The 20,734-nt window shown below is 56.8% G+C and carries 18 protein-coding genes; 3 read left to right on the forward strand and 15 right to left on the reverse strand.

Annotated elements, in window-relative coordinates; all coding sequences use genetic code 11:
- The first annotated feature begins 144 nt into the window (after positions 1 to 144).
- A complete protein-coding gene (locus ACEPPP_RS08300; protein ID WP_374090590.1) occupies positions 145 to 1,806 on the forward strand; it encodes an ATP-binding protein in 1,662 nt (553 codons plus the stop codon).
- A 90-nt stretch (positions 1,807 to 1,896) separates the two neighbouring features.
- Positions 1,897 to 2,376 carry a peptidylprolyl isomerase gene (locus ACEPPP_RS08305; RefSeq protein ID WP_374090591.1) on the forward strand — a complete coding sequence of 160 codons (480 nt, stop codon included), beginning with the start codon at positions 1,897 to 1,899 and terminating at the stop codon, positions 2,374 to 2,376.
- 337 nt (positions 2,377 to 2,713) lie between these two features.
- On the opposite strand, the gene ACEPPP_RS08310 is transcribed toward ACEPPP_RS08305, so the two are convergent.
- From ACEPPP_RS08310 to gyrA, 9 genes are all read right to left on the reverse strand, one after another.
- Entirely contained in the window at positions 2,714 to 3,019 is a 306-nt protein-coding gene (locus tag ACEPPP_RS08310) for an integration host factor subunit beta (protein ID WP_024298755.1), read from the reverse strand.
- Between the two features lie 69 nt (positions 3,020 to 3,088).
- Positions 3,089 to 4,747: a 30S ribosomal protein S1 gene (rpsA, locus tag ACEPPP_RS08315; protein ID WP_374090592.1), complete on the reverse strand. Its 1,659-nt coding sequence runs from the start codon at positions 4,745 to 4,747 to the stop codon at positions 3,089 to 3,091.
- 92 nt (positions 4,748 to 4,839) lie between these two features.
- Positions 4,840 to 5,502, reverse strand: coding sequence for a (d)CMP kinase (gene cmk, locus ACEPPP_RS08320; RefSeq protein ID WP_374090593.1), 663 nt, complete (start codon positions 5,500 to 5,502; stop codon positions 4,840 to 4,842).
- Entirely contained in the window at positions 5,499 to 6,821 is a 1,323-nt protein-coding gene (gene aroA / locus ACEPPP_RS08325) for a 3-phosphoshikimate 1-carboxyvinyltransferase (protein WP_374090594.1), read from the reverse strand. Before aroA ends, cmk begins: the two co-directional genes overlap by 4 nt.
- Position 6,822: 1 nt before the next feature.
- Positions 6,823 to 7,698, reverse strand: coding sequence for a prephenate dehydrogenase/arogenate dehydrogenase family protein (locus ACEPPP_RS08330; RefSeq protein WP_374090595.1), 876 nt, complete (start codon positions 7,696 to 7,698; stop codon positions 6,823 to 6,825).
- 5 nt (positions 7,699 to 7,703) lie between these two features.
- Positions 7,704 to 8,816 carry a histidinol-phosphate transaminase gene (gene hisC / locus ACEPPP_RS08335; RefSeq protein WP_374090596.1) on the reverse strand — a complete coding sequence of 371 codons (1,113 nt, stop codon included), beginning with the start codon at positions 8,814 to 8,816 and terminating at the stop codon, positions 7,704 to 7,706.
- A 39-nt stretch (positions 8,817 to 8,855) separates the two neighbouring features.
- Positions 8,856 to 9,941 carry a prephenate dehydratase gene (gene pheA, locus ACEPPP_RS08340; protein WP_374090597.1) on the reverse strand — a complete coding sequence of 362 codons (1,086 nt, stop codon included), beginning with the start codon at positions 9,939 to 9,941 and terminating at the stop codon, positions 8,856 to 8,858.
- 28 nt (positions 9,942 to 9,969) lie between these two features.
- Positions 9,970 to 11,049, reverse strand: a complete 1,080-nt coding sequence (gene serC / locus ACEPPP_RS08345) for a 3-phosphoserine/phosphohydroxythreonine transaminase (protein ID WP_374090598.1) — start codon at positions 11,047 to 11,049, stop codon at positions 9,970 to 9,972.
- Positions 11,050 to 11,051: 2 nt separating this feature from the next.
- Positions 11,052 to 13,700, reverse strand: coding sequence for a DNA gyrase subunit A (gyrA, locus tag ACEPPP_RS08350; protein ID WP_374090599.1), 2,649 nt, complete (start codon positions 13,698 to 13,700; stop codon positions 11,052 to 11,054).
- 281 nt (positions 13,701 to 13,981) lie between these two features.
- On the opposite strand from gyrA, the gene ACEPPP_RS08355 reads away from it, so the two are divergent.
- Positions 13,982 to 14,542, forward strand: a complete 561-nt coding sequence (locus tag ACEPPP_RS08355) for a Uma2 family endonuclease (protein ID WP_374090600.1) — start codon at positions 13,982 to 13,984, stop codon at positions 14,540 to 14,542.
- A 17-nt stretch (positions 14,543 to 14,559) separates the two neighbouring features.
- Here ACEPPP_RS08355 and ACEPPP_RS08360 read toward each other — a convergent pair whose 3' ends face one another.
- The 6 genes from ACEPPP_RS08360 to ACEPPP_RS08385 all read right to left on the reverse strand — a co-directional run bounded on the left by ACEPPP_RS08360 (position 14,560) and on the right by ACEPPP_RS08385 (position 20,705).
- Positions 14,560 to 15,900 (reverse strand): nicotinate phosphoribosyltransferase, encoded by a 1,341-nt coding sequence (locus ACEPPP_RS08360; protein WP_374090601.1) that lies wholly within the window; start codon positions 15,898 to 15,900, stop codon positions 14,560 to 14,562.
- Between the two features lie 26 nt (positions 15,901 to 15,926).
- On the reverse strand, positions 15,927 to 16,523 hold the full coding sequence (locus ACEPPP_RS08365) for a Uma2 family endonuclease (protein WP_374090602.1): 597 nt from the start codon (positions 16,521 to 16,523) through the stop codon (positions 15,927 to 15,929).
- A 110-nt stretch (positions 16,524 to 16,633) separates the two neighbouring features.
- Positions 16,634 to 17,116 (reverse strand): flavin reductase family protein, encoded by a 483-nt coding sequence (locus ACEPPP_RS08370; protein ID WP_374090603.1) that lies wholly within the window; start codon positions 17,114 to 17,116, stop codon positions 16,634 to 16,636.
- Complete coding sequence (nadC, locus tag ACEPPP_RS08375) at positions 17,113 to 17,943, reverse strand: carboxylating nicotinate-nucleotide diphosphorylase (RefSeq protein ID WP_374090604.1); 831 nt, start codon at positions 17,941 to 17,943, stop codon at positions 17,113 to 17,115. The genes ACEPPP_RS08370 and nadC overlap by 4 nt, the downstream gene beginning before the upstream one ends.
- A gap of 91 nt (positions 17,944 to 18,034) precedes the next feature.
- Positions 18,035 to 19,111: a lytic murein transglycosylase gene (locus ACEPPP_RS08380; protein ID WP_374090605.1), complete on the reverse strand. Its 1,077-nt coding sequence runs from the start codon at positions 19,109 to 19,111 to the stop codon at positions 18,035 to 18,037.
- A 286-nt stretch (positions 19,112 to 19,397) separates the two neighbouring features.
- Positions 19,398 to 20,705 (reverse strand): TolC family outer membrane protein, encoded by a 1,308-nt coding sequence (locus tag ACEPPP_RS08385; protein ID WP_374090606.1) that lies wholly within the window; start codon positions 20,703 to 20,705, stop codon positions 19,398 to 19,400.
- Positions 20,706 to 20,734: the final 29 nt, after the last annotated feature.

Raw genomic sequence — 20,734 nt, forward strand, 5'->3', positions numbered from 1 at the left:
AGGTAAAAAACATTTAAGTCTCGCTGGATGCGATCGATACTGCGGAGCGATCAATTTCATTGCATCCCCTCTCCCCTCCTTGCTTTAACTCTTTTCAAACTGGACTAGTCTTAATGAACATTTTCCATCAAGATGAGTCACCTAATGTCAGAACAGCAAGCCCCCATCCATATCGGCTACTTGTCCGAAGTCCGCGGCGACGGCATGGACGCCCGCATCGCCGATGAGCACGCCAGCGAGTTGCCGATCATTAAAATCGGCAACGAAGAGATTCTGGCTGGCCATATCGGCTCTTATGTGGTGATCCGCCAGGCCAATATCGGCGTGTTGGCGCTGGTGTTCAAGATTTGGGAACAAGACCGCTATAACGGCGACGGCGCACGCAAGTCAGACCGTTTCATTTCACTGATCCCGGTCGGCGAGATTCAGGACAACGGCCAGTTCGTGCGCGGCGTGCGCCATTATCCGACGCCCGGCGCGAAGGTGTATGCGGTCGGACTCGACGAAATCAATGCGATTTTTTCGAAATTCCGCGACTACCAGTTTTTCATCGGCCAGTTGTCGACGCACAAGGATTATCATCTGAGTTTAGACCCGCGCGCGTTGTTCGGCCGGCATTTCGCGATTCTCGGCCAATCGGGTTCCGGTAAGTCATGGACGGTGACCAGCCTGATCCAGAACACGATCCGGGCGATGCCGAGAACCCATCTGATCATGCTCGACCTGCATGGCGAATATTGCTGGAAGGACGCAGACGGCGTGGTGCAATCGGCGTTTCCGGACGACATGGTCAATTACATCGACGCGATGGAAATGGAGATGCCGTACTGGATGATGACCTATGCCGAACTGGTCGACCTGTTCATCGACCGCAGCGACAGCGGCGCAACGATCCAGATGTCGTACATGCGCGAAATCTTGCAGCAGCTCAAACGCAAGGAAGCCAAGAAAATCGGGCTGCCGACCGTGTCGATCGATACGCCGATCTATTTCTCGCTGGCCGAAATGTACATGCAGTTCAAGGCCGCGAACGAGGAGCGAAAGGACTTCGGCAAGACCCAGGGCGCTCTGTTCGGGCAGTTCGACGAATTCCTGATCCGGATGCAGAGCCGCTTCAACGACGTGCGCTATGACTTTCTCTTGAAGCCAAAGCGCCGGAACAACTCCGAAAGCATGGCCGAGTTGCTGCGCGAGTTTGTCGGCCTGGGCGAAAAAAAGGGCAATATCACGGTCGTCGATTTAAGCTCGGTGCCGACCGACGTCAGGCCGGCGGTGTCGGCGCAGGTCGGCCGTCTCGCCTATGAATTCAACTACTGGAATCCGCACCGGCGCGAATTCCCGATCACGCTGATCTGCGAGGAAGCGCATGCCTACATTCCGCGCGAGAATGGCGGCCAGTTCGAAGGCACCAAGAAAATGATGGAGCGGATCGCCAAGGAAGGACGGAAATACGGCGTGTCGATCGGCGTGGTCAGCCAGCGCCCGACCGAACTGTCCGAAACGATGCTGGCCCAGTGCAGTTCGTTCATTTGCCTGCGCACCACCAACCCGGACGACCAGGCCTATATCCGCGGCCTGGTGCCGGAAGCGGAAGGCGATCTGACCGACATTCTGACCTCGCTCGGCCGAGGCGAAGCGCTGGTCGTAGGGGAAGCTGCTCCGCTGCCGACGCGGGTGCAGATTTACCGGCCCAATCCGGAACCAAAGAGTAACGACGTCGATTACTTCACCGGCTGGCGCGAAGGCAAGACCGATCTCGACGTGGAAGACATCGTCAATTTATGGCGCACGCAAACCCGGAAATAAATCCTTTGTTACTGATATATCGCAATATTTTTCTGACAAATGTCCATTAAACCGATATGATAGAAGTTTTTATTTTTATAGGTTTACAACATGCAAGTAGCTAACAATATGGCGGTTTCGATCCACTACACGCTGACCAATGACGAAGGCGAAGTGATCGACAGTTCCATCGGTAGCGACGCTCTGGTCTATCTGCACGGCAAAGGCAACATCATTTCCGGCCTGGAAAAGGAATTGACCGGCAAAGAGGTCGGCGAGCAATTCACCGTGCGGATTCCAGCCGAAGACGCCTACGGCGAGTTCATGCCGGAGCGCGTGCAGGTGATTCCACGCTCGATGTTCGAAGGCATCGACCACCTCGAAGTCGGCATGCAGTTTCATGCCGATGTCAGCGCCGGCCCCGGCATCGTCGCGATCGTCGATATCGACGGCGATGACATCACGATCGACGGCAATCATCCGCTGGCGGGCGTACCATTGACCTTCGATGTCGAAATCGTCGATGTCAGACCGGCGACAAGCGAAGAACTGGAGCACGGCCATATTCACGGCGCCGGTTGCAATCATTAAGCGGCAATAGAACTAGAATTCGGGATGCGCCGACTCGGTCTGCCGCATCCCTCTCCGGTTGCTCCATTGCAAGCCGGGCCTCACTCCCCTGATCCGAATTTAAAGCCCCTCTCCTGCCGGAGCCATGGCCGCCGAGAGAGGGAACGGAACCTTCTTATCCAGACAAGCAGCGACTTGCCGGCTTAATATTTTCCTGAAAAACAGACTTCAAACAGGGACGCGATGCGTACCCGCAAAAACAAAAGAGCGGGTGTATCAAAGCAGCCCAGGCTCAAGCAAAACGCCGAGGGCTGTCCTTTGAATAAAAACGGGTGGGATTTTGGCAAACCGCTGACGGTTAGCCGGAAATTTCAAATTCGCCGGCAGAGCTGTCCACACGATCCCGCAATTCCTTGCCGGGTTTGAAATGCGGCACATATTTCTTGGACAGAGCGACCGATTCGCCGGTTTTAGGGTTACGGCCCATGCGCGGCGGACGCATATGCAGTGAAAAACTGCCAAAACCTCTGATTTCGATCCGGTCACCGGTTGACAGGGCGTGGTTCATTTTTTCGATGATGCATTTGACCGCCAGTTCGACATCCTTGATTGCCAGATGCGGCTGCTGTCTGGCCAACGCTTCGATTAACTCGGATTTTGTCACATTCAATCCTGCGAAAAATTAATAACATGAATGGGACACGCCAGAAGGCGCGTCCCGGATCGATGGTGTTTATTTTTCAATTTGCTTGAACAGGTCACCCAACGTCGGCGTAGCCGATTGTTGCGTGTAATCCTTGATAGCGCTTGACTCTTCGTCCTGATCCTTCGCTTTGATCGACAAGGAGATAGACTTGCTCTTCTTGTCCACGCCGATGAATTTGGCTTCGATCGTTTCGCCTTCCTTCAACAGCGTGCGCGCATCTTCGACGCGGTCGCGTTGAATTTCGGAGGCACGGATGTAACCTTCGACATAGTCGGCCAGCGTCACGACCGCGCCTTTCGCATCGACTTCCTTGATCACACCTTTGACCAGGCTGCCTTTTTCATGGGTCGCCAGGAAGTTTTGGAACGGGTCTTGTTCCAGCTGCTTGATGCCCAGGGAGATACGTTCACGCTCAGGATCGACCGCCAAGATGACAGTTTCGATCTCGTCGCCTTTCTTGTAGTCGCGAACCGCGGTTTCGCCGTCGTCGGCCCAGGAAATGTCGGACATATGTACCAGACCGTCGATGCCGCCATCCAGACCGATGAAGATACCGAAATCGGTGATCGATTTGATCTTGCCCGAAATCTTGTCGCCTTTGTTATGAGTCGCAGCAAATTCATCCCATGGATTGATCTTGCATTGCTTCATACCCAGAGAAATACGGCGGCGTTCTTCGTCGATTTCGAGGATCATCACTTCGACTTCGTCGCCCAATTGAACGATCTTGGAAGGGTTGACGTTCTTGTTGGTCCAGTCCATTTCGGAGACGTGCACCAAGCCTTCGACGCCTTCTTCGATCTCGACGAAGCAGCCGTAATCGGTCAGGTTGTTGACTTTACCGAATACGCGATGGCCGGCAGGATAACGGCGGCCGATGTTTTGCCATGGGTCTTCACCCATTTGCTTCATGCCCAGAGAGACGCGGTTCTTGTCTTTGTCGTATTTCAGAACCTTGACCTTGACTTCCTGACCTATCTCGACACACTCGGAAGGATGACGTACACGGCGCCATGCCATATCGGTGATGTGCAGCAAGCCGTCGATGCCGCCGAGGTCGATGAACGCGCCGTAGTCGGTCAGGTTCTTCACGATACCGGTCACAACCGCGCCTTCTTCGAGCGTCTTCAGCAATTCTTCTCTTTCGACGCTGTATTCCTTCTCGACGACAGCACGGCGAGACAGAACGACGTTATTGCGTTTTTGGTCGATCTTGATGACCTTGAACTCGAGGTCGCGATTTTCCAGGAACGCGGTATCGCGGATAGGACGGACGTCAACCAAAGAGCCCGGCAAGAAGGCACGCAACGCGCCGACTGCCACGGTGAAGCCACCACGGACTTTGCCGTTGATGCGGCCCACAACGGTCTCGCCTTTTTCGAAGGCGTTTTCGAGTTCGGCCCAAGCCTTGTTTCTCTTCGCTTTGTCGCGCGACAGAAGAGTAGCTCCCAAGCCGTCTTCGAACAGATCCAGCGCGACTTCGACTTCGTCGCCGATCTGGACTTCCAGTTCGCCATCGTTGTTCAAAAATTGCCACTTCGGAATCACGCCTTCCGATTTGGCATGCGTGCTGACAATGATCATGTCATTTTCAATATCAACAACGGTACCGATCAGCATGTCGCCCGGCGACATTTTGGTCTTGTTTAAACTTTCTTCAAGTAACGCAGCAAAGCTTTCGCTCATTTTGTTTGTATCCCGCCAACCCAAAAACACGGCCGGCATAATTAATGTTAAAGTTGAAAAAAACCGCTAATCTCAGGACTGCGGCCGTTCTTTTAATCCTTGCGGACTAAATTCAGGATTTCCTCGACGACTGAGTCTATCGTCATATCGGAAGAATCGAGATAAAGCGCATCGCTCGCCATCGCGAGAGGGGCCGTTGCTCGTTCCCTGTCGCGGCGATCGCGCTCTTCTATCTCGTTTGTTATTTGTTCTAGGTTAGCATCAATTCCTTTTTCTTTCAACTGTTTATAGCGCCGCAACGCCCTTTCGGAGGCGCTCGCGGTCAAAAACACCTTGAAAGAGGCGTCAGGAAACACGACCGTGCCCATGTCCCTCCCGTCCGCGACCAACCCTGGCAACTGCTTGAAATCACGCTGCTTTTGCAGCAACACGCGGCGAACGTCGGGAATCGCGGCAACGGTCGAGGCGACACTGCCCGTACTTTCCAATGGAATCTCGGCGGTCACATCGACGCCGTCCAATCTAACGGCCAACTCCTCGCCACAATCAAATTCCAACAGCATCGCCTCCGCCACGCGGACGATCGCGGCCGCATCGGCAAGATTCACACCCTGCTTCGACACAGCCAACGCCAGCGCACGGTAAATCGAGCCGCTGTCCAGATAATGCCAGCCAAGCTTTTTCGCCGCCAGCCGGCTGACCGTGCCTTTACCGGCGCCGCTCGGCCCGTCGATCGTCAGCACCGGGATCATCATGCCTCCAGAACGCTGATGTCGAGGCCGAGCCGTTTGACCAGGTCCTTGAATTCAGGAAACGAGGTGTTCACGTTCAGGCAATCCAGGATCGTGATCGGAGCGTTCGCGCGCAGGCCCGCGATCGAAAACGCCATCGCAATCCGGTGATCGCCATGCGATTCGACCGTGCCGCCGCCGATCGGATTGCCGCCCTGTATCACCATGCCGTCCGGAGTCGGCTCGGCATTGACGCCCAAAATCTTCAGACCGTCGGCCATCACCTGAATCCGGTCGGATTCCTTGACCCGGAGCTCCTCCGCGCCGGTCAGGCGGGTTTGCCCTTGCGCACAGGCCGCCGCCACGAACAGCACCGGAAATTCATCGATCGCCAGCGGCACCAGTTCTTCAGGAATATCTATACCTTTCAATTGACTATATTGGACATGCAAATCGGCGACAGGTTCCCCGCCGACGACACGCTCGTTCAAAACTTCGATCTTAGCGCCCATCAATTTAAGTATGTCGATCACGCCGGTACGGGTCGGATTGATGCCGACATGCTTCAAGAGCAGATCGGAACCCGGCGCAATCGATGCACCGACCAGGAAAAACGCCGCCGAGGAAATGTCGCTCGGCACGTCGATTTCGCAGGCGGTCAGCTTGCCGTCGGCATTGATCGTGACCTTGTTGCCTTCTTTTTTGACCGGATAGCTGAAGCCTGACAACATCCGCTCGGTATGATCGCGGGTCGGCGCCGGTTCGGTGACCGAAGTGTCCCCTTGAGCATACATGCCGGCCAACAGCAGGCAGGACTTGACCTGCGCGCTCGCCATCGGCATCGTATAGTCGATGCCCTGCAATTGTCCTGCCTTGCCGGTGATATATAACGGCGCGGTGCCTTTTTCGGTGGTCTTGATCTCCGCGCCCATCGTCTTCAGGGGCTCGGTCACCCGCTTCATCGGCCGGCCCGACAAGGATTTGTCGCCGGTCAGCACCGAATCGAACGCCTGCCCGGCCAGAAGGCCGCTGAGCAAGCGCATCGAGGTGCCCGAATTGCCGAGATACAATGCTTTTGCCGGCGCTTTCAAACCATGTTTGCCGACGCCGTGGATCGTCAGCTCGCCGTTGACCGGGCCTTCGATCTTGACGCCCATGTCGCGGAAGGCCTGCAGGGTCGCCAACGCATCTTCCGCTTCGAGGAAGCCTTTCACATGGGTCACTCCCTCGGCCAGGGAGCCCAGCATGATCGAACGGTGCGAAACCGATTTATCGCCCGGCACGCGCGCCTCGCCCTGTAAACTGCCGCCCGGATTGACTTTGAAAGTAATGGATTTGCTCATATTAATTTTCTAACTGGTCTAAAAAGCGTTGCCGTGCATTTTTGGCATACGAGAAGGTTTCAAAAAGGCGCCGGCCGTCGTTGTCCGCCAGCAGTTGTTCAATCTTGTCCAATTCTGTCTTCAGCTGATGCAGCAGCGGGATCAGCTGGTCTTTGTTCGCGGTACAGATGTCCCGCCACATGGTCGGGTCGCTCGAAGCAATCCGGGTGAAATCGCGAAAACCGCCCGCCGCGTATTTGAAGATCTCGCACTGCTCGTCTTGCCGGCCGAGCATGTCGACCAGCGCGAACGCGAGCAGATGCGGCAAATGGCTGGTCGCAGCCAGCACCGCGTCGTGATGCTCCGCGCTCATCACCGACACCAGCGAACCGATGCGCTCCCAAAAAATTTGAATTTTGTTCAACGCGGCAGGTTCGGTATGTTCGAGCGGGGTGATGATCAGACGCCGGCGCAGGAACAAGTCGGGCAGCGCGGCTTCGACGCCGCTGTTTTCGGCACCCGCAATCGGATGCGCGGGCACCAGATTGACCGGCACGACACCGAACACCCGCTCTGCCGCCGCGATCACATTGCTCTTGGTACTGCCGACGTCGCTGTAGACACAAGCATTCGACCAGTACGGTTTCAGCAGCGCGAAGACCGATTCGACCGCGCCGACCGGCACCGCGACCACGACCGCATCCGTGCCTTCGAGAGCCGGCACGATATCGAGAAAGTACTCGTCGATGACGCCCAGGCGTTTCGCGGTTTCGAGGTTCTGCCGCTCCTGTTCGCGGCCATAGCCGACGATGCTGGCGGCCAGTCCGCGGCTCCGCGCCGCGCGCGCGATCGACCCCCCGATCAGGCCGACGCCGATGATGCAGAGGCGGTTAAACATCAGGATCAGGCATTATTCAAGCACTCGGTCAGCGCCTGCAAGAACAGGTTGTTTTCTTCCGGGGTGCCGATGCTGACGCGGAGGTGATTCGGCATCTCGTAATTCGCGACCGGGCGCACGATCACGCCTTTGCGGAGCAATGCCGCATAGACGGGCGCGGCAGGCTCGCTCAGGTCGACCGAAACGAAATTGCCGGCCGACGGAATCCAGCCAAGGCCGAGGTTCTTGAAGCCTTCGGTCAGCTGCTTCATGCCGAGCGCATTGTTTTTGATCGTATTTTGCAGATGCTCGCTGTCGTCGAGCGCGGCTTCGGCGGCGGCCAGGGCCAGCGAGTTGTTATTGAACGGTTGTCTGACCCGATTCAGGATATCGGCCATTTCAGGACTCGATAAACAATAACCGATGCGCAGTCCGGCCAGACCGTAAGCCTTCGAAAAGGTGCGCGCAATTACCAGGTTCGGGCATTGCCCCAGCCAGGCTATCGCATCCTGCTCGCCCTTGCGCTGCACGAATTCGTAATAGGCCTCATCGAGCACGCAGATGCAGGTTGCTGGCAGCGATTTGATGAAGTCTTCCAGAGATGACTGCGGCAGCAAGGTTCCGGTCGGATTGTTCGGATTCGCGATGAACACCACCCGCGTCTCCGCATTCACCCGCTCCCGGATCGCCTGCAAATCGTGCCCGTAATTCACCGCCGGCGCGACGACCGACTTGGCGCCGACGGCCTGGGTCACGATCGGATAGACCGCGAAGGCATGCTGGGAGAAAACCGCATTCAGGCCGGGCGCCAGAAATGCCCGCGCAACCAACTCCAATATTTCGTTCGAACCGTTGCCGAGCGTGATTTGCGCCGGGTCGACAGCGTATTTTTTCGCCAACGCCTTTTTTAAACTGAAACCGCTGCCGTCCGGATACAACGCCAATTCCGACAACGTCTTTCGCATTGCGGCCAGCGCTTTCGTGCTCGGCCCCAACGGATTCTCGTTCGATGCGAGCTTGATCACACGTTCAAGCCCTAACTCCCGCTGCAATTCTTCGATCGGTTTGCCGGGCACGTAAGGAACCAGTTGTTGAACGCCGGCAACGGCAAGTTGGGAAATGGATCGCGCAGTGGTCATAAGGTCTCGTCGTCTGGTCGCGGCACTCGGCCGAAAAAATCAAAGCACGGCCTTCGGATAGGAGCCGAGCAGTTTGAGCATGTTCACATTGGCTTTCAACAGGTCCAGCGCTTCGGCGACCTGCGGATCTTCGCTATGACCGTCGATGTCGATGAAAAACACATATTCCCACAAGCCCTGACGAGACGGGCGCGATTCGATATTGACCATGCCGATGCCGAATTTCGCAAACGACTCCAGCGCCCGGTACAGCGCCCCCGGCTGGTTGCCGGTCGAAAACACCAATGACGTTTTATCCTTGCCGGTCGGCGAGGAATCCTGCTTGCCGATCACGATGAAGCGTGTCGTATTGTTCGCCTGGTCCTCGATATTGGTTTCGAGCACCGGCAGTTGATAGACTTCGGCCGCCGCCAACCCCGCGATCGCCGCGGTCTGCTTATTCAGCGACGCCATCCGCGCGGCCTCCGCATTACTGCTGACCGCGGTTATCTTCACCTGCGGCAGATGCGTGTCGAGCCACTTTCTGCACTGCGCCAGCGACTGCTGGTGCGAAAAAATTTCGGTAATCCCGGCCAGCGACTCGGCATGTCCCATCAGGTTTTGATGCACGCGAATCTCGACCTCGCCACAGATTTTCAACGGCGAGGTCAGAAAGCGGTCCAGCGTATGATTGATCACGCCTTCGGTCGAATTTTCGACCGGCACCACGCCGAAATGGCACTTGCCCAGTTCGACCGCGTTGAACACATCGCCGATCGCCGCGACCGGCAGCGTATTCACCGAGGAGCCGAAATGCTTGAACACAGCCTGCTGCGAAAACGTGCCTTCGGGCCCCAAAAAAGCCACTTCGAGCGGTTTTTCGAGCGCGAGGCAGGCCGACATCAACTCGCGGAAAAAGCGCATCGCGGTATGATCCGGCAGCGGCCCCTGATTCAATTCCTTGATCCGCCGCAATACCAACGCTTCGCGATCGGGCCGATAAAACGTGCCCTGCTCGCCTTCGGCGATCTTGGTCTTCGCGACCTCCTCAGCGCACAGCGCGCGCCGGTTGATCAGTTGCAGAATTTCCGCATCGATCTGATCGATCTCGGTTCTGATTTCCGCAAGAGGTCTGACAGACGACATAGGGGCTCCCTCCGGCTTCGACCCGAGCTTAGTGCGTTCTTTCGAATTCGGCCATGAACTCGCACAGGGCCTTCACGCCGGCTTCAGGCATCGCGTTGTAGATGCTCGCGCGCATGCCGCCGACCGAGCGGTGACCTTTCAGTTCGAACAGGCCGTTCGCTTCCGCCGCCGCCAGGAAAGGCTTGTCGAGCGCCTGATCCTTCAGGATGAACGGCACGTTCATCCGCGAGCGGTAAGGCACATCGACAGGGTTGCTATATAAGGACGACTTATCGACCAGATCGTACAACAGCGCGCTCTTCGCGATATTGCGCTGCTCGATCGCGGCGACTCCGCCCTGCGCCTTCAGCCATTTCAGCACCAGGCCGACCAGATACCAGTTGTAGGTCGCCGGCGTATTCAGCATCGAGCCGTTCTTGGCCTGAACAGCATAATTGAACACTTCCGGCGTGGTTTTCGGTGCATGACCGATCAGGTCGTCGCGCACGATCACGACCGTGACGCCCGCAGGCCCCATGTTCTTTTGCGTGCCTGCATAGATGATGCCGAATTGGCTCACATCGACCGGGCGCGACAGGATGTTCGACGACATGTCGGACACCAGGGTCAGCCCTTTGCTGTCGGGAATCGATTGAAATTCGACGCCGTGGATCGTTTCGTTCGAGGTATAGTGCAGATAAGCCGCATCCTGATCGATGGCCCAGCCGGCCACGTCCGGAATCGTCGTGAACTTGGATGCCTCGGAATTCGCGCTCAGCACCACCTCGCAATAATTGCCCGCGTCCTTGATCGCCTTTTCCGACCAGGCGCCGGTGTTCACATAGCAGGCCTTGGTCTTGCCTTGCAGAATGTTTTGCGGAATCATCGAAAACTGCGCGGTCGCGCCGCCTTGCAGGAATAGCACCTTGTAGTTTTCAGGAATCGCCATCAATGCGCGCAGATCCTGCTCCAGTTCTTCGGCGATGATCGAGAAAAACTTGCCGCGATGGCTCATTTCCATCACCGACATGCCGCTGTCCCGCCATTCGAGCAGTTCATCACGGACTTGTTTGAGCACTTCTTCGGGGAATGCCGAGGGGCCGGCGCTAAAATTATAAACACGTGACATGATCACTCTTCTCCTGATTCCAGTTCGCTGTCTGTATCGTCCGCATCCTGATCCGATGCAGTCTCTTGTTCATTGCTGTCTTGTTCGCCGACACCTTCATCGAAGTTTTCATCGTCGTCCTCGCCGGCCAGGCCTTCGATCCGATCGACGCCGATCACCTTTTCCTTTTTGTCCAGACGGATGATCGTGACGCCCTGGGTATTGCGGCCGACGACCGAGATGCCGTCCACCGGCGTCCGCACCAGGGTGCCGCCGTCGGTGATCAGCATAATCTCGTCATGCTCGTTGACCAGCACCGCGCCGACCACCGCGCCGTTGCGCTCCGAGGTCTGGATCGCGATCACGCCTTGGCCGCCGCGATTATGGCAAGGGAACTCCTCAAGCCGGGTGCGCTTGCCGTAACCGTTTTCGGTGATGTTCAAGACCGTGCCTTCGGTGCCGATGATCAGCGAAATGACCTCCTGACCTTCCGCGAGGCGCATGCCGCGCACGCCGGCCGCGTTGCGGCCCATCGGCCTGACGTCGGTCTCGTTGAAACAGACCGCCTTGCCGTCGCTGCTGAACAGTAAAACATTCTGACTGCCGTCGGTGATCGCGACACCGACCAAGCGATCGCCTTCCTGCAAATCGACCGCGATCTTGCCGCCGCTACGCTGGCGCTCGAATTCGGTCAACGGCGTCTTCTTGACCGTGCCTTGCGAGGTCGCCATGAAAATGTATTTATTTTCGCTGAATTCCTGGACCGGCAGCATCGCATTGATCTTTTCGCCCTGCTCCAGCGGCAACAGATTCACGAACGGCTTGCCGCGCGAGGTGCGGCTGGCGATCGGCAATTGATATACCCTGAGCCAGTAGGCCTTGCCGAGCGAGGAGAAACACAGAATCGTATCGTGGCTGTTCGCGACGATCAGCTTGTCGACGAAATCCTCTTCCTTGGTCGCGGTCGCCATCTTGCCGCGGCCGCCGCGTCGCTGCGCCTTGTAGTCGCTGAGCGGCTGCGCCTTCACATAGCCTTCGTGCGACATCGTGACCACCATGTCTTCCTCGGTGATCAGATCCTCGTCGGACAAATCCAGGCGGTCCTGAATGATTTCGGTGCGGCGCTCGTCGCTGTAATTGTTCAGAATCTCGACCAACTCTTCACGCACGACTTCCATCAGGCGAATGTCGCTGCCCAGGATTTCGAGGTATTCGTCGATCAGTCTCAGCAATTCCTTGTATTCGTCGACGATCTTGTCCTGTTCGAGCCCGGTCAGACGATGCAGACGCAGTTCCAGAATCGCCTGCGCCTGCGTCTCGGAGAGACGGTACATGCCGCCGACGATGCCGAACTCGGGAGGCAAGTCTTCCGGCCGCGAACGGTCGGAGTCGGCGCGGTCGAGCAGGGATGCGACCAGGCCGGTATTCCAGGTTCTGGCCAACAATCCTTCCCGCGCCACCGCCGGGCTCGCCGAGCTCTTGATCAGTTCGATCATCTCGTCGATGTTCGCCAACGCGATCGCGAGACCTTCTAGGATATGCGCCCGCTCTCTGGCCTTGCGCAGGTTGTAGACGGTCCGGCGCGTGACGATCTCGCGGCGGTGATCGATGAACGCGCTCAGAATCTCTTTCAGGTTCAGACAGTGCGGGCGGCCGTCGAGCAGCGCGACCATGTTGATCCCGAACACGGTCTGGAACTGGGTCTGCTTGTACAGATTGTTCAATACGACTTCGGGCATCTCGCCGCGGCGCAGCTCGATCACCAGGCGCATGCCGTCCTTGTCGGACTCGTCGCGGATCGCGGAAATGCCTTCGATCTTGCCTTCCTTGACCAGCTCCGCAATCTTGATCTGTAAATTCGCCTTGTTGACCTGATACGGCAATTCGGTCGCGATGATCGCCTGCCGGCTGCTGTCGCCGATGTCTTCGAAATGGCAGCGCGCGCGCAGATAAATCTTGCCGCGGCCGGTCGTGTAGGCACTGTAAATGCCGGAGGCGCCGTTGATGATGCCGGCGGTCGGGAAATCCGGCCCCGGCAGGTGATCCATCAGTTCGCGGATCGTGGCTTCGGGATTGTCGATCAACGCCAGGCAGGCGCCGATCACTTCGTTCAGATTGTGCGGCGGGATATTGGTCGCCATGCCGACCGCGATCCCGGACGAACCGTTGATCAAGAGGGTCGGTATCCGTGTCGGCAGCACTCTCGGCTCGGACTCGGACTCGTCGTAGTTCGGAATGAAATCGACCGTTTCCTTGTCTAAATCGGCGAGCAATTCATGCGAAATCTTCGCCATCCGCACTTCGGTATAACGCATCGCGGCGGGGGAGTCGCCGTCGACCGAGCCGAAGTTGCCCTGGCCGTCGATCAGCATGTAGCGCATCGAAAACGGCTGCGCCATTCGCACGATCGTGTCATAGACCGCGGTGTCGCCGTGCGGGTGGTATTTACCGATCACGTCACCGACGACGCGGGCGGACTTTTTATAAGGCTTGTTCCAGTCGTTGCCGAGCTCGCTCATCGCATACAACACGCGGCGGTGCACCGGCTTCAGGCCGTCCCTGACATCCGGCAAGGCGCGCCCGACGATCACGCTCATCGCGTAATCGAGATAGGACTGCCGCATCTCGTCTTCAAGATTTACAGGAATGATTTCTTTCGCGTAGTTTGACATGGCCACTTCATTCTAAGCAAAGCCGCTACGCTGTTTGCGCTGACCGGCCCTGCTGGTTCCTACATTCCTTCCCAGACACGCCGGCGATGTGCTGCGGAAAGATCAGGTTGAATCGGTAATTAACCCGCGCATTGTAGCAAATTTCGCTTAGTTCGTCGAAGTTTGTAAGTAGCCTAAAACAGAAGGTCGGCAAGTCCAGAATGCTTGGGATGAGCCGCCGGTTGCATCCATTGTGCGCCGCTGTTAAATTGGCGCAAATGCACCAAGGTGGAGAAAACGACATGTCCTATCCCGCTGCAACTCTTCCCGAACCCATCTTGACCCCGGAAGCCTATTTGCTGGGGGAAAACGATAATCCCGGCGGCGTACGCCATGAGTACGTCAATGGATTGATCTATGCGATGGCGGGCGCAAGCCGCAACCACAATCGCACTAGCGGCCGGATGTACGCTCGATTGCTACAGCATTTGCAAGGCACGTCTTGCGAACCGTTCCAATCGGACATGAAGGTAAAAGTGCAAAACGGCGACGACGTGCGCTTTTACTATCCGGACGTGCAGGTGACTTGCGCCGAGGAGACAGACCGTTATTTTAACGAGCATCCCTGTTTGATCGTCGAAGTGCTGTCCGAGGCCACCCAGCGCCAGGATAGAACCGAAAAACGTCTCGCCTATCAGACGCTTCCGAGCCTACTCGAATTTGTACTGCTGTCACAGGATTCGCCGTATCTGGAACTTTACCGCCGCCGCACCCAGTGGCAGCGGGAATGTTACGTCGGCACGCAGGAAGTCACGCTGGAATCGGTTGGCTTGACTTTGGCGGTGGAAGAGCTTTACCCATGACGTACCAGTGCGTTTCTTTATCGAAGTTCGGCGTCTATATCCATGCGCTCGGTCAGTTCACGCAGTTCCGGGGAAAAATGCACCGGATAAACCGACGCATGTTTCAATACCCGCAAACCGTCCGGCACACGGCTTAATTGCTCTTTCGCATATGCCCTGCTCTGTTCAAGCGCCGGCAGCGGCTCGACCAGTTTGCCTTCCTGCATGATCGCCTTCAGCAACGGCTTCCCCTCGCAGGACGCATCGGCCAGCGTGACCGTATCGCCGGCCAGCTTACCGTCAACATCGAAGCGGCGGTAAACCTGTTTGGTCCCGGGCCAGGTCGCCTTGCCTTCGGAACGCTTGCGCCGCGGCATGCCGGCATATTCCTGAAGTTTGTAGGCGCAATCCAGGTACGGCGCATCCTCGGAGGTGTCGAGATGGGTGCCGATGCCGAAGCCGTCGATCGGCGCGTGTTCCAAAATCAATTGTTCAAGACTGTATTCGTCGATATTGCCGCTGGCAAAAATGGTCGCGTCAGTGAGACCGGCCGCATCGAGTATGGCGCGCACACGACGCGCATGCGCGGCCAGATCGCCGCTGTCGAGCCGCACGCCTTTGATCGGAATGCCCAAGGCCGCCAGTTTCGGTGCGAGTTCGACGACTTTCTGCGCGCCGGCTTCGGTATCGTAGGTATCGATCAGCAGCACCACATTGCCGGGATTGGCGAGTGCGAAATGCTCGAAAGCCTCGCTTTCATTAAGGTGAGCTTGGATGAAGGAATGCGCCATCGTGCCGAACACCGGAATGCCGAAATGCCGGCCGGCGGCGACCGTCGCGGTGCCGCTGAAACCGGACAGATAGGAGGCCCTGGCCGCCAACAGCCCGGCCTCGCCGCCATGCGCGCGACGAAAACCGAACTCGACCAGCTTTTTGTCGGGCGCTAGCAATACCGAACGCGCCGCTTTCGAGGCGATCAGAGTCTGGAAATGCAGGATATTGATCAGCCGGCTTTCGACGAATTGTGCTTCGGCGATCGGCGCGGTGACGCGCAGGATCGGCTCGTTCGGGAAAAACACGGAGCCTTCGGGCAGCGCATGCACGTCGCCGGTGAAACGGAAATTTTCGAGCCACTGCAAGAATTCCGTTTTGAAAAATCCCGTGCCTTGCAGCCATTCCAGCTCGGCGGACGTAAATTGCAGATTCTGAAGATAATCGATTGCCTGTTCGAGCCCCGCAGCGACCAAAAATCCACGACAGGCAGGCAGCCTGCGCACGAACAACTCGAATACGGCAGATCCCTCCATGTGCTGCGCGTAATAGCCTTGCAGCATCGTCAACTGGTAAAGATCGGTCAACAACGCGTCGGTTGCGATCATGATGCGAAAACCGCTGAAAATGTCATCTATGGTTTAGACTGCGTTTCCTGCCGGAATTCATTCATATCGGCATTGTCCACGCGGTCATAGATTTCCTCGACCGTCAGCGTCAGCCCGATCGATTCGAATGTCACCGAGTCGCCCAGGAAAAAATATTCGGGCAGCCAATGCTTATGCCGGCGCAGCACTTGCACCGACACGAAGTCCGACTCGATCATCACATATTCCTGCACGGACGGCAGGTTGATATAGCGCAGCAGCTTCACCGCCGCATCGGTCTTACGGGTCGACCGCGACAGCACCTCGACGATCAGCAGCGGATTTTCCGAATAGGTATCGGCACCGTTCATCTTGCTGCAATCGACGACCACGTCCGGGTACACGTAGTCCTTGCCGAGCCTGACCTTCATGTCGGCCATGAAAGGCGTGCAGGGCTTGCCTTCAAGGTGATTGCCGAATTTTCGGAATACATTGCCGGCAATGCAGTTATGGTTATACCCCGCGCCGGCCATCGCATAAATCCGGCCGTCGATGAATTCGTGCTTGATGCCGGAAGCCAGCTCGGATTTGAGATATTCTTCCTCGGTCAGCTCAATTTCTTCGTGTAACTTCTGTAAGGCCATGGTCCGATCTCCTACGCTCGATTGCGTTTCGTCCGCCATTATAGCCCTCCGGCTGGCTCGAAAGAATACTGACGGGAAAGGTTTTAATCCAGCCGCATGCAGCTCTACCTCTATGTTTTATAAAACTCGCCACTGCCATCCAGGTCGCCGGTCTGGTTGTACAGCAGCGGCTGCCCCGCATGCAGCGTAGCGCCGGCCAGCACTTCACAGACTGCGATCCGGTGATCGCCGGCATCGGCATAATGGCTGACCCGGCAATCGAAATAGGCCAAGCCGCAACTTAAGACGGGTGCGCCGGTGCTTGCGGTGCGCCAGTCGAACCCGGCCATCTTGTCTTTAATAGAGCGGCCGAAATGCTCCGCTATAGAATATTGATCCCGCCCCAGCACGTTGACCGTGCAGATGCCACCGGCCTTGAGCAGCTGATAGGAATAATGTTCGGGATTGATGCTGATCGCCAGCAAAAAAGGATCGAAGGAGACCTGCATCACCCAGGCGGCGGTGAAGGCGTTTTGGCGTGCGCCGTCGCTGACGCCGATCACATAAACGCCGTGACTAATCAGTTTTGCAAGTTCGGAAGGATTTTCGATCATCCGTGCGCCAGTTTGATCCGCATCGACAAATCGACCGCCTTCACATGCTTGGTCAGCGCGCCGATCGAGATGAAATCGACGCCGGTTTCGGCGATCGTGCGGATATTGTCCAGACCGATGTTGCCGGAGGCTTCGAGCTCGACCCGGCCGGCCGTGAGTTTGACTGCGGCGCGCAGGTCGTCGAGGCTGAAATTATCCAGCATGATGCGGTCGGGCCTGGCCGCGAGCGCTTCCTGCAATTGCTCCAGGGTTTCGACCTCGACTTCGACCGGCACCGTGGTCAGCTCGCGCGCGATCCGGATCGCTGCGCTGATCGAGCCCGCCGCCATGATGTGGTTTTCCTTGATCAGAACCCCGTCGTACAAGCCGATGCGGTGATTATGGCAGCCGCCGACGGTGACCGCATATTTTTGCGCCTGCCTGAGCCCGGGGATCGTTTTACGGGTGTCGAGCACCTTGCAGCCGGTTCCGGCCACCGCCTCGGCATAGCGCCTTGCGACGGTCGCGGTCGCCGATAAGGTTTGCAGCAGGTTCAGCGCGGTGCGTTCGCCGGTCAGCAGCGCGCGGGCAGGGCCTGCGAGCCGGCATAATGTGGCGTCGGCTTCTACCGCCTCGCCTTCCGCAAGCAGCCAGTCGATCCTGACCCGTGGATCCAGTTCATTGAAGACGGCATCGAACCAGGCTCGTCCGCACAGCACCATCGCCTCGCGCGTCAATACCTCCGCTTCGGCGGTAACGGTCTCGGGGATGATCGCGGCGGTGATGTCGCCGGAACCGATGTCTTCTTCGAGATAGGGGGTTGTGTCTAACGATTTTGGTGATGTCATGGAGGATTTAGAATTTTGCTCATCCCCTCGCCACGCATCACTGCCCTCAACTTAAAGCAGTGATCCCATGCTTGGGAATGCGATAAGGACACTATCTCGCGTTGGAGGCATGCATCAAAGCCCCCGTACTCGCCACGCGCTGTTTGATCGCCTGCGCGAGCTGATGCACGGCCATCGCATATTTGTTGCTGTTGTTATAACGTTTGATCACCTTGAAATTGGGAAAGATATGCCAGTATTCGTTGCCTTCGTAGGTACTCAGTTCGATCACCCCGTCGTCATTCCGCGCGCCGTTGCTCGGCCGGGCGACCTGGCCGTTATAATGCCAGCCGTTTTTCGAGAAATAATGCGCGACGCTACCGATCGCATCATGCGGATGCCAGAGATCGCGTTGTCCATCGCGGTTGAAATCGATCGCCAGACGGCGGAAGCTGCTCGGCATGAATTGCCCGTAACCCATCGCGCCGGCCCAGGAGCCTTCCGGTTCGCGCGGATCGAAGCCTTCCTCGCGCGCCATCAGCAAAAAGCTTTCGAGTTCGGACATGAAAAATTGCGAACGCCGATGGGTGTCGAACGACAGCGTCGTCAACGAATCGAAAATATTCGTCTTGCCGAAATTGCGGCCGAAATAGGTTTCGACGCCGATGATCGCGACGATGTATTCCGGGTCGACGCCGTACGACGCGCTGGCCCTACGCAGCACGTCCGCATTCTCGAGCCAGAAGTTCGTGCCGTTTTCGATATGCTGCGCGGTCAGAAACTTGTTCCGATAGCGCGTCCAACTGCCAGGCCTGGAAGGCCCCTGCGAAGGCGCCGGGCTTTCGAGACGTATCACCGAATCGAGACGGTTGGCGCGGGAAAACAGCCCGTTCAGATAGCTTTCCGAAAACCCGTGTTTGCGCACCATGTCTTGGATAAAACCGCGCACGGCGGGGTAATTGGCGTAAGTGCCGGTAAGCCCCCCTGACGAATAGTCGCGTGAGGACGGCGGCTGACCGTGCATCCCCGGATATTGCGCGACGGGCGGCTGCACGACGAGCCTCGAAGCCGGCATTTGCGGCCTTGAGTAGCCGTATTGTTCGTACGGTCTTGGCCCATCGCCGGCGCAACTGGCGAGCAGCACGGACATTGCCGAGACAAAAAAGCGGCGGGAAACTCTGTAGGTCACAATAATCCTCGATTCTTACTCATTGCCAGCAGAACGGCAAGCCGCCCACGGGCGTTGTCAATTGGTTTCGCAAAAGCCGCAAATCAGCGTCATATGCAAGCCATTGGATTGCCGACATACGATTTCGTTCGCAAGAGACACGCAACAAAATTTGCCGAAACGGAATAGAAAAGCGCTTGCCGAAATACGCGGCATTATATCAATTTTTCCCGGAAGTTTTTCGCCCGACGCTCGCCGCCATCCCGGCATTCGATAATGCGGCCGTTAAATAATGCGCAACAGCAAATCAATTAAGCCACACGTTAACGGCTTCCAAATCACGCCGCGATAACGCCCCCGCCGCCTGCTTCAGCAACAGATTATTCAAGACGTAATCGTATCGCGCCTGCGCATGATCGCGTTGAGCGCGCGAAAAGTTCTTGTTGGCATTCAGCAAATCCGCGATGGTTCGCGTGCCTATCCGCAAGCCTCTTTGAACGGCTTCCACGCTGATTTGAGTCGAACGCTGCGCCGATTGTAAAGCCGCTATTTGATGAATAGAATACTCAAGGCCTTTATAGGCATCTTGTGCCAAGCGTTCAGCGGCTCGGCGTTGTTTATCGACAGCCTTCTTCGCCGCCGCAAATTGGTGTTTCGCCTGACGAACTTTCGATTCAACCCCTCCCCCCATATAGAGCGGCACATTCAATTGGACGCCAATCGTCTGGGAGTTGGATACCAAGCCTGCGGGACGATCGGTATCGGTCGTGCCGATGTTGCCGACCAAATCCAAGGTGGGCAAATGCCCGGCCGACTGAACATCCACCTCTTTGCGCAGCACTTCGGCATGATGCTGCGCGGCTATCAGCGTAAAGTTATTTTGTTGCGACAGGGCAAGCCATTTATCGAGACTGTTAGGCTCCGGCACGAAAAGAGGAATATCTTCGCGCAACCGATTCAAGTCCACATCCGCATCGCCGATGATCTCCGCCAACGCCGTTTTCGACTCCTGCAATTTGCGCTCGGCATCAATTTCACTGGCATGGCTCTGATCATAGCCCGCCTGCGCCTCCTGCAAATCACCTAAAGACGCGCTCCCTACAGCCAAACGGCGCTGCATTTCTTGCAGTTGATGCGCAACGGTTTCCTTCTCGGCTTGGGCAAAACTCAAGTTGCTTTGCGCCTGCAGCACCGCAAAATAAGCCTTGGCCGTTCGGATCAAAAGATTGTGTTGCTCAGCCACATACTCCGCCTCGGCCTCTGCGATTTGATTATCGCTTTGGCTAAACTGTAGCCAATAGTCATGGTGATAAATCGGCTGCGAGAGCTTGAGATAAACGTTGCTATCCCAAAATTGTTGTGCCCCAAGCTGCTGATCGGTAAAGGTATTCGTCGTATCGTAACGACTGGCGTTCAGCCCGCCGACAACCGTCAAAGTCGGCAACAAACGCCCCAAGCTTTGCGGCCTGGCTTCGAGCAAGGCATTACGTTTTTCTTCCGCTTCCTGGATCGCCGGGTCGTTCTGTAACGCAAGATCGTAAATTTCCAGAAGGTCTTGACAGAAAGCCGGAGAAGCCATCATCACAAACAGTAAAATCGCGCAGATTTTTTTCATTTTTCCGAAGCGTCCAATATAAAATCCAT

The sequence above is a fragment of the Methylomicrobium lacus genome (assembly GCF_041897535.1).
GTDB classification, from domain to species: domain Bacteria; phylum Pseudomonadota; class Gammaproteobacteria; order Methylococcales; family Methylomonadaceae; genus Methylomicrobium; species Methylomicrobium lacus_A.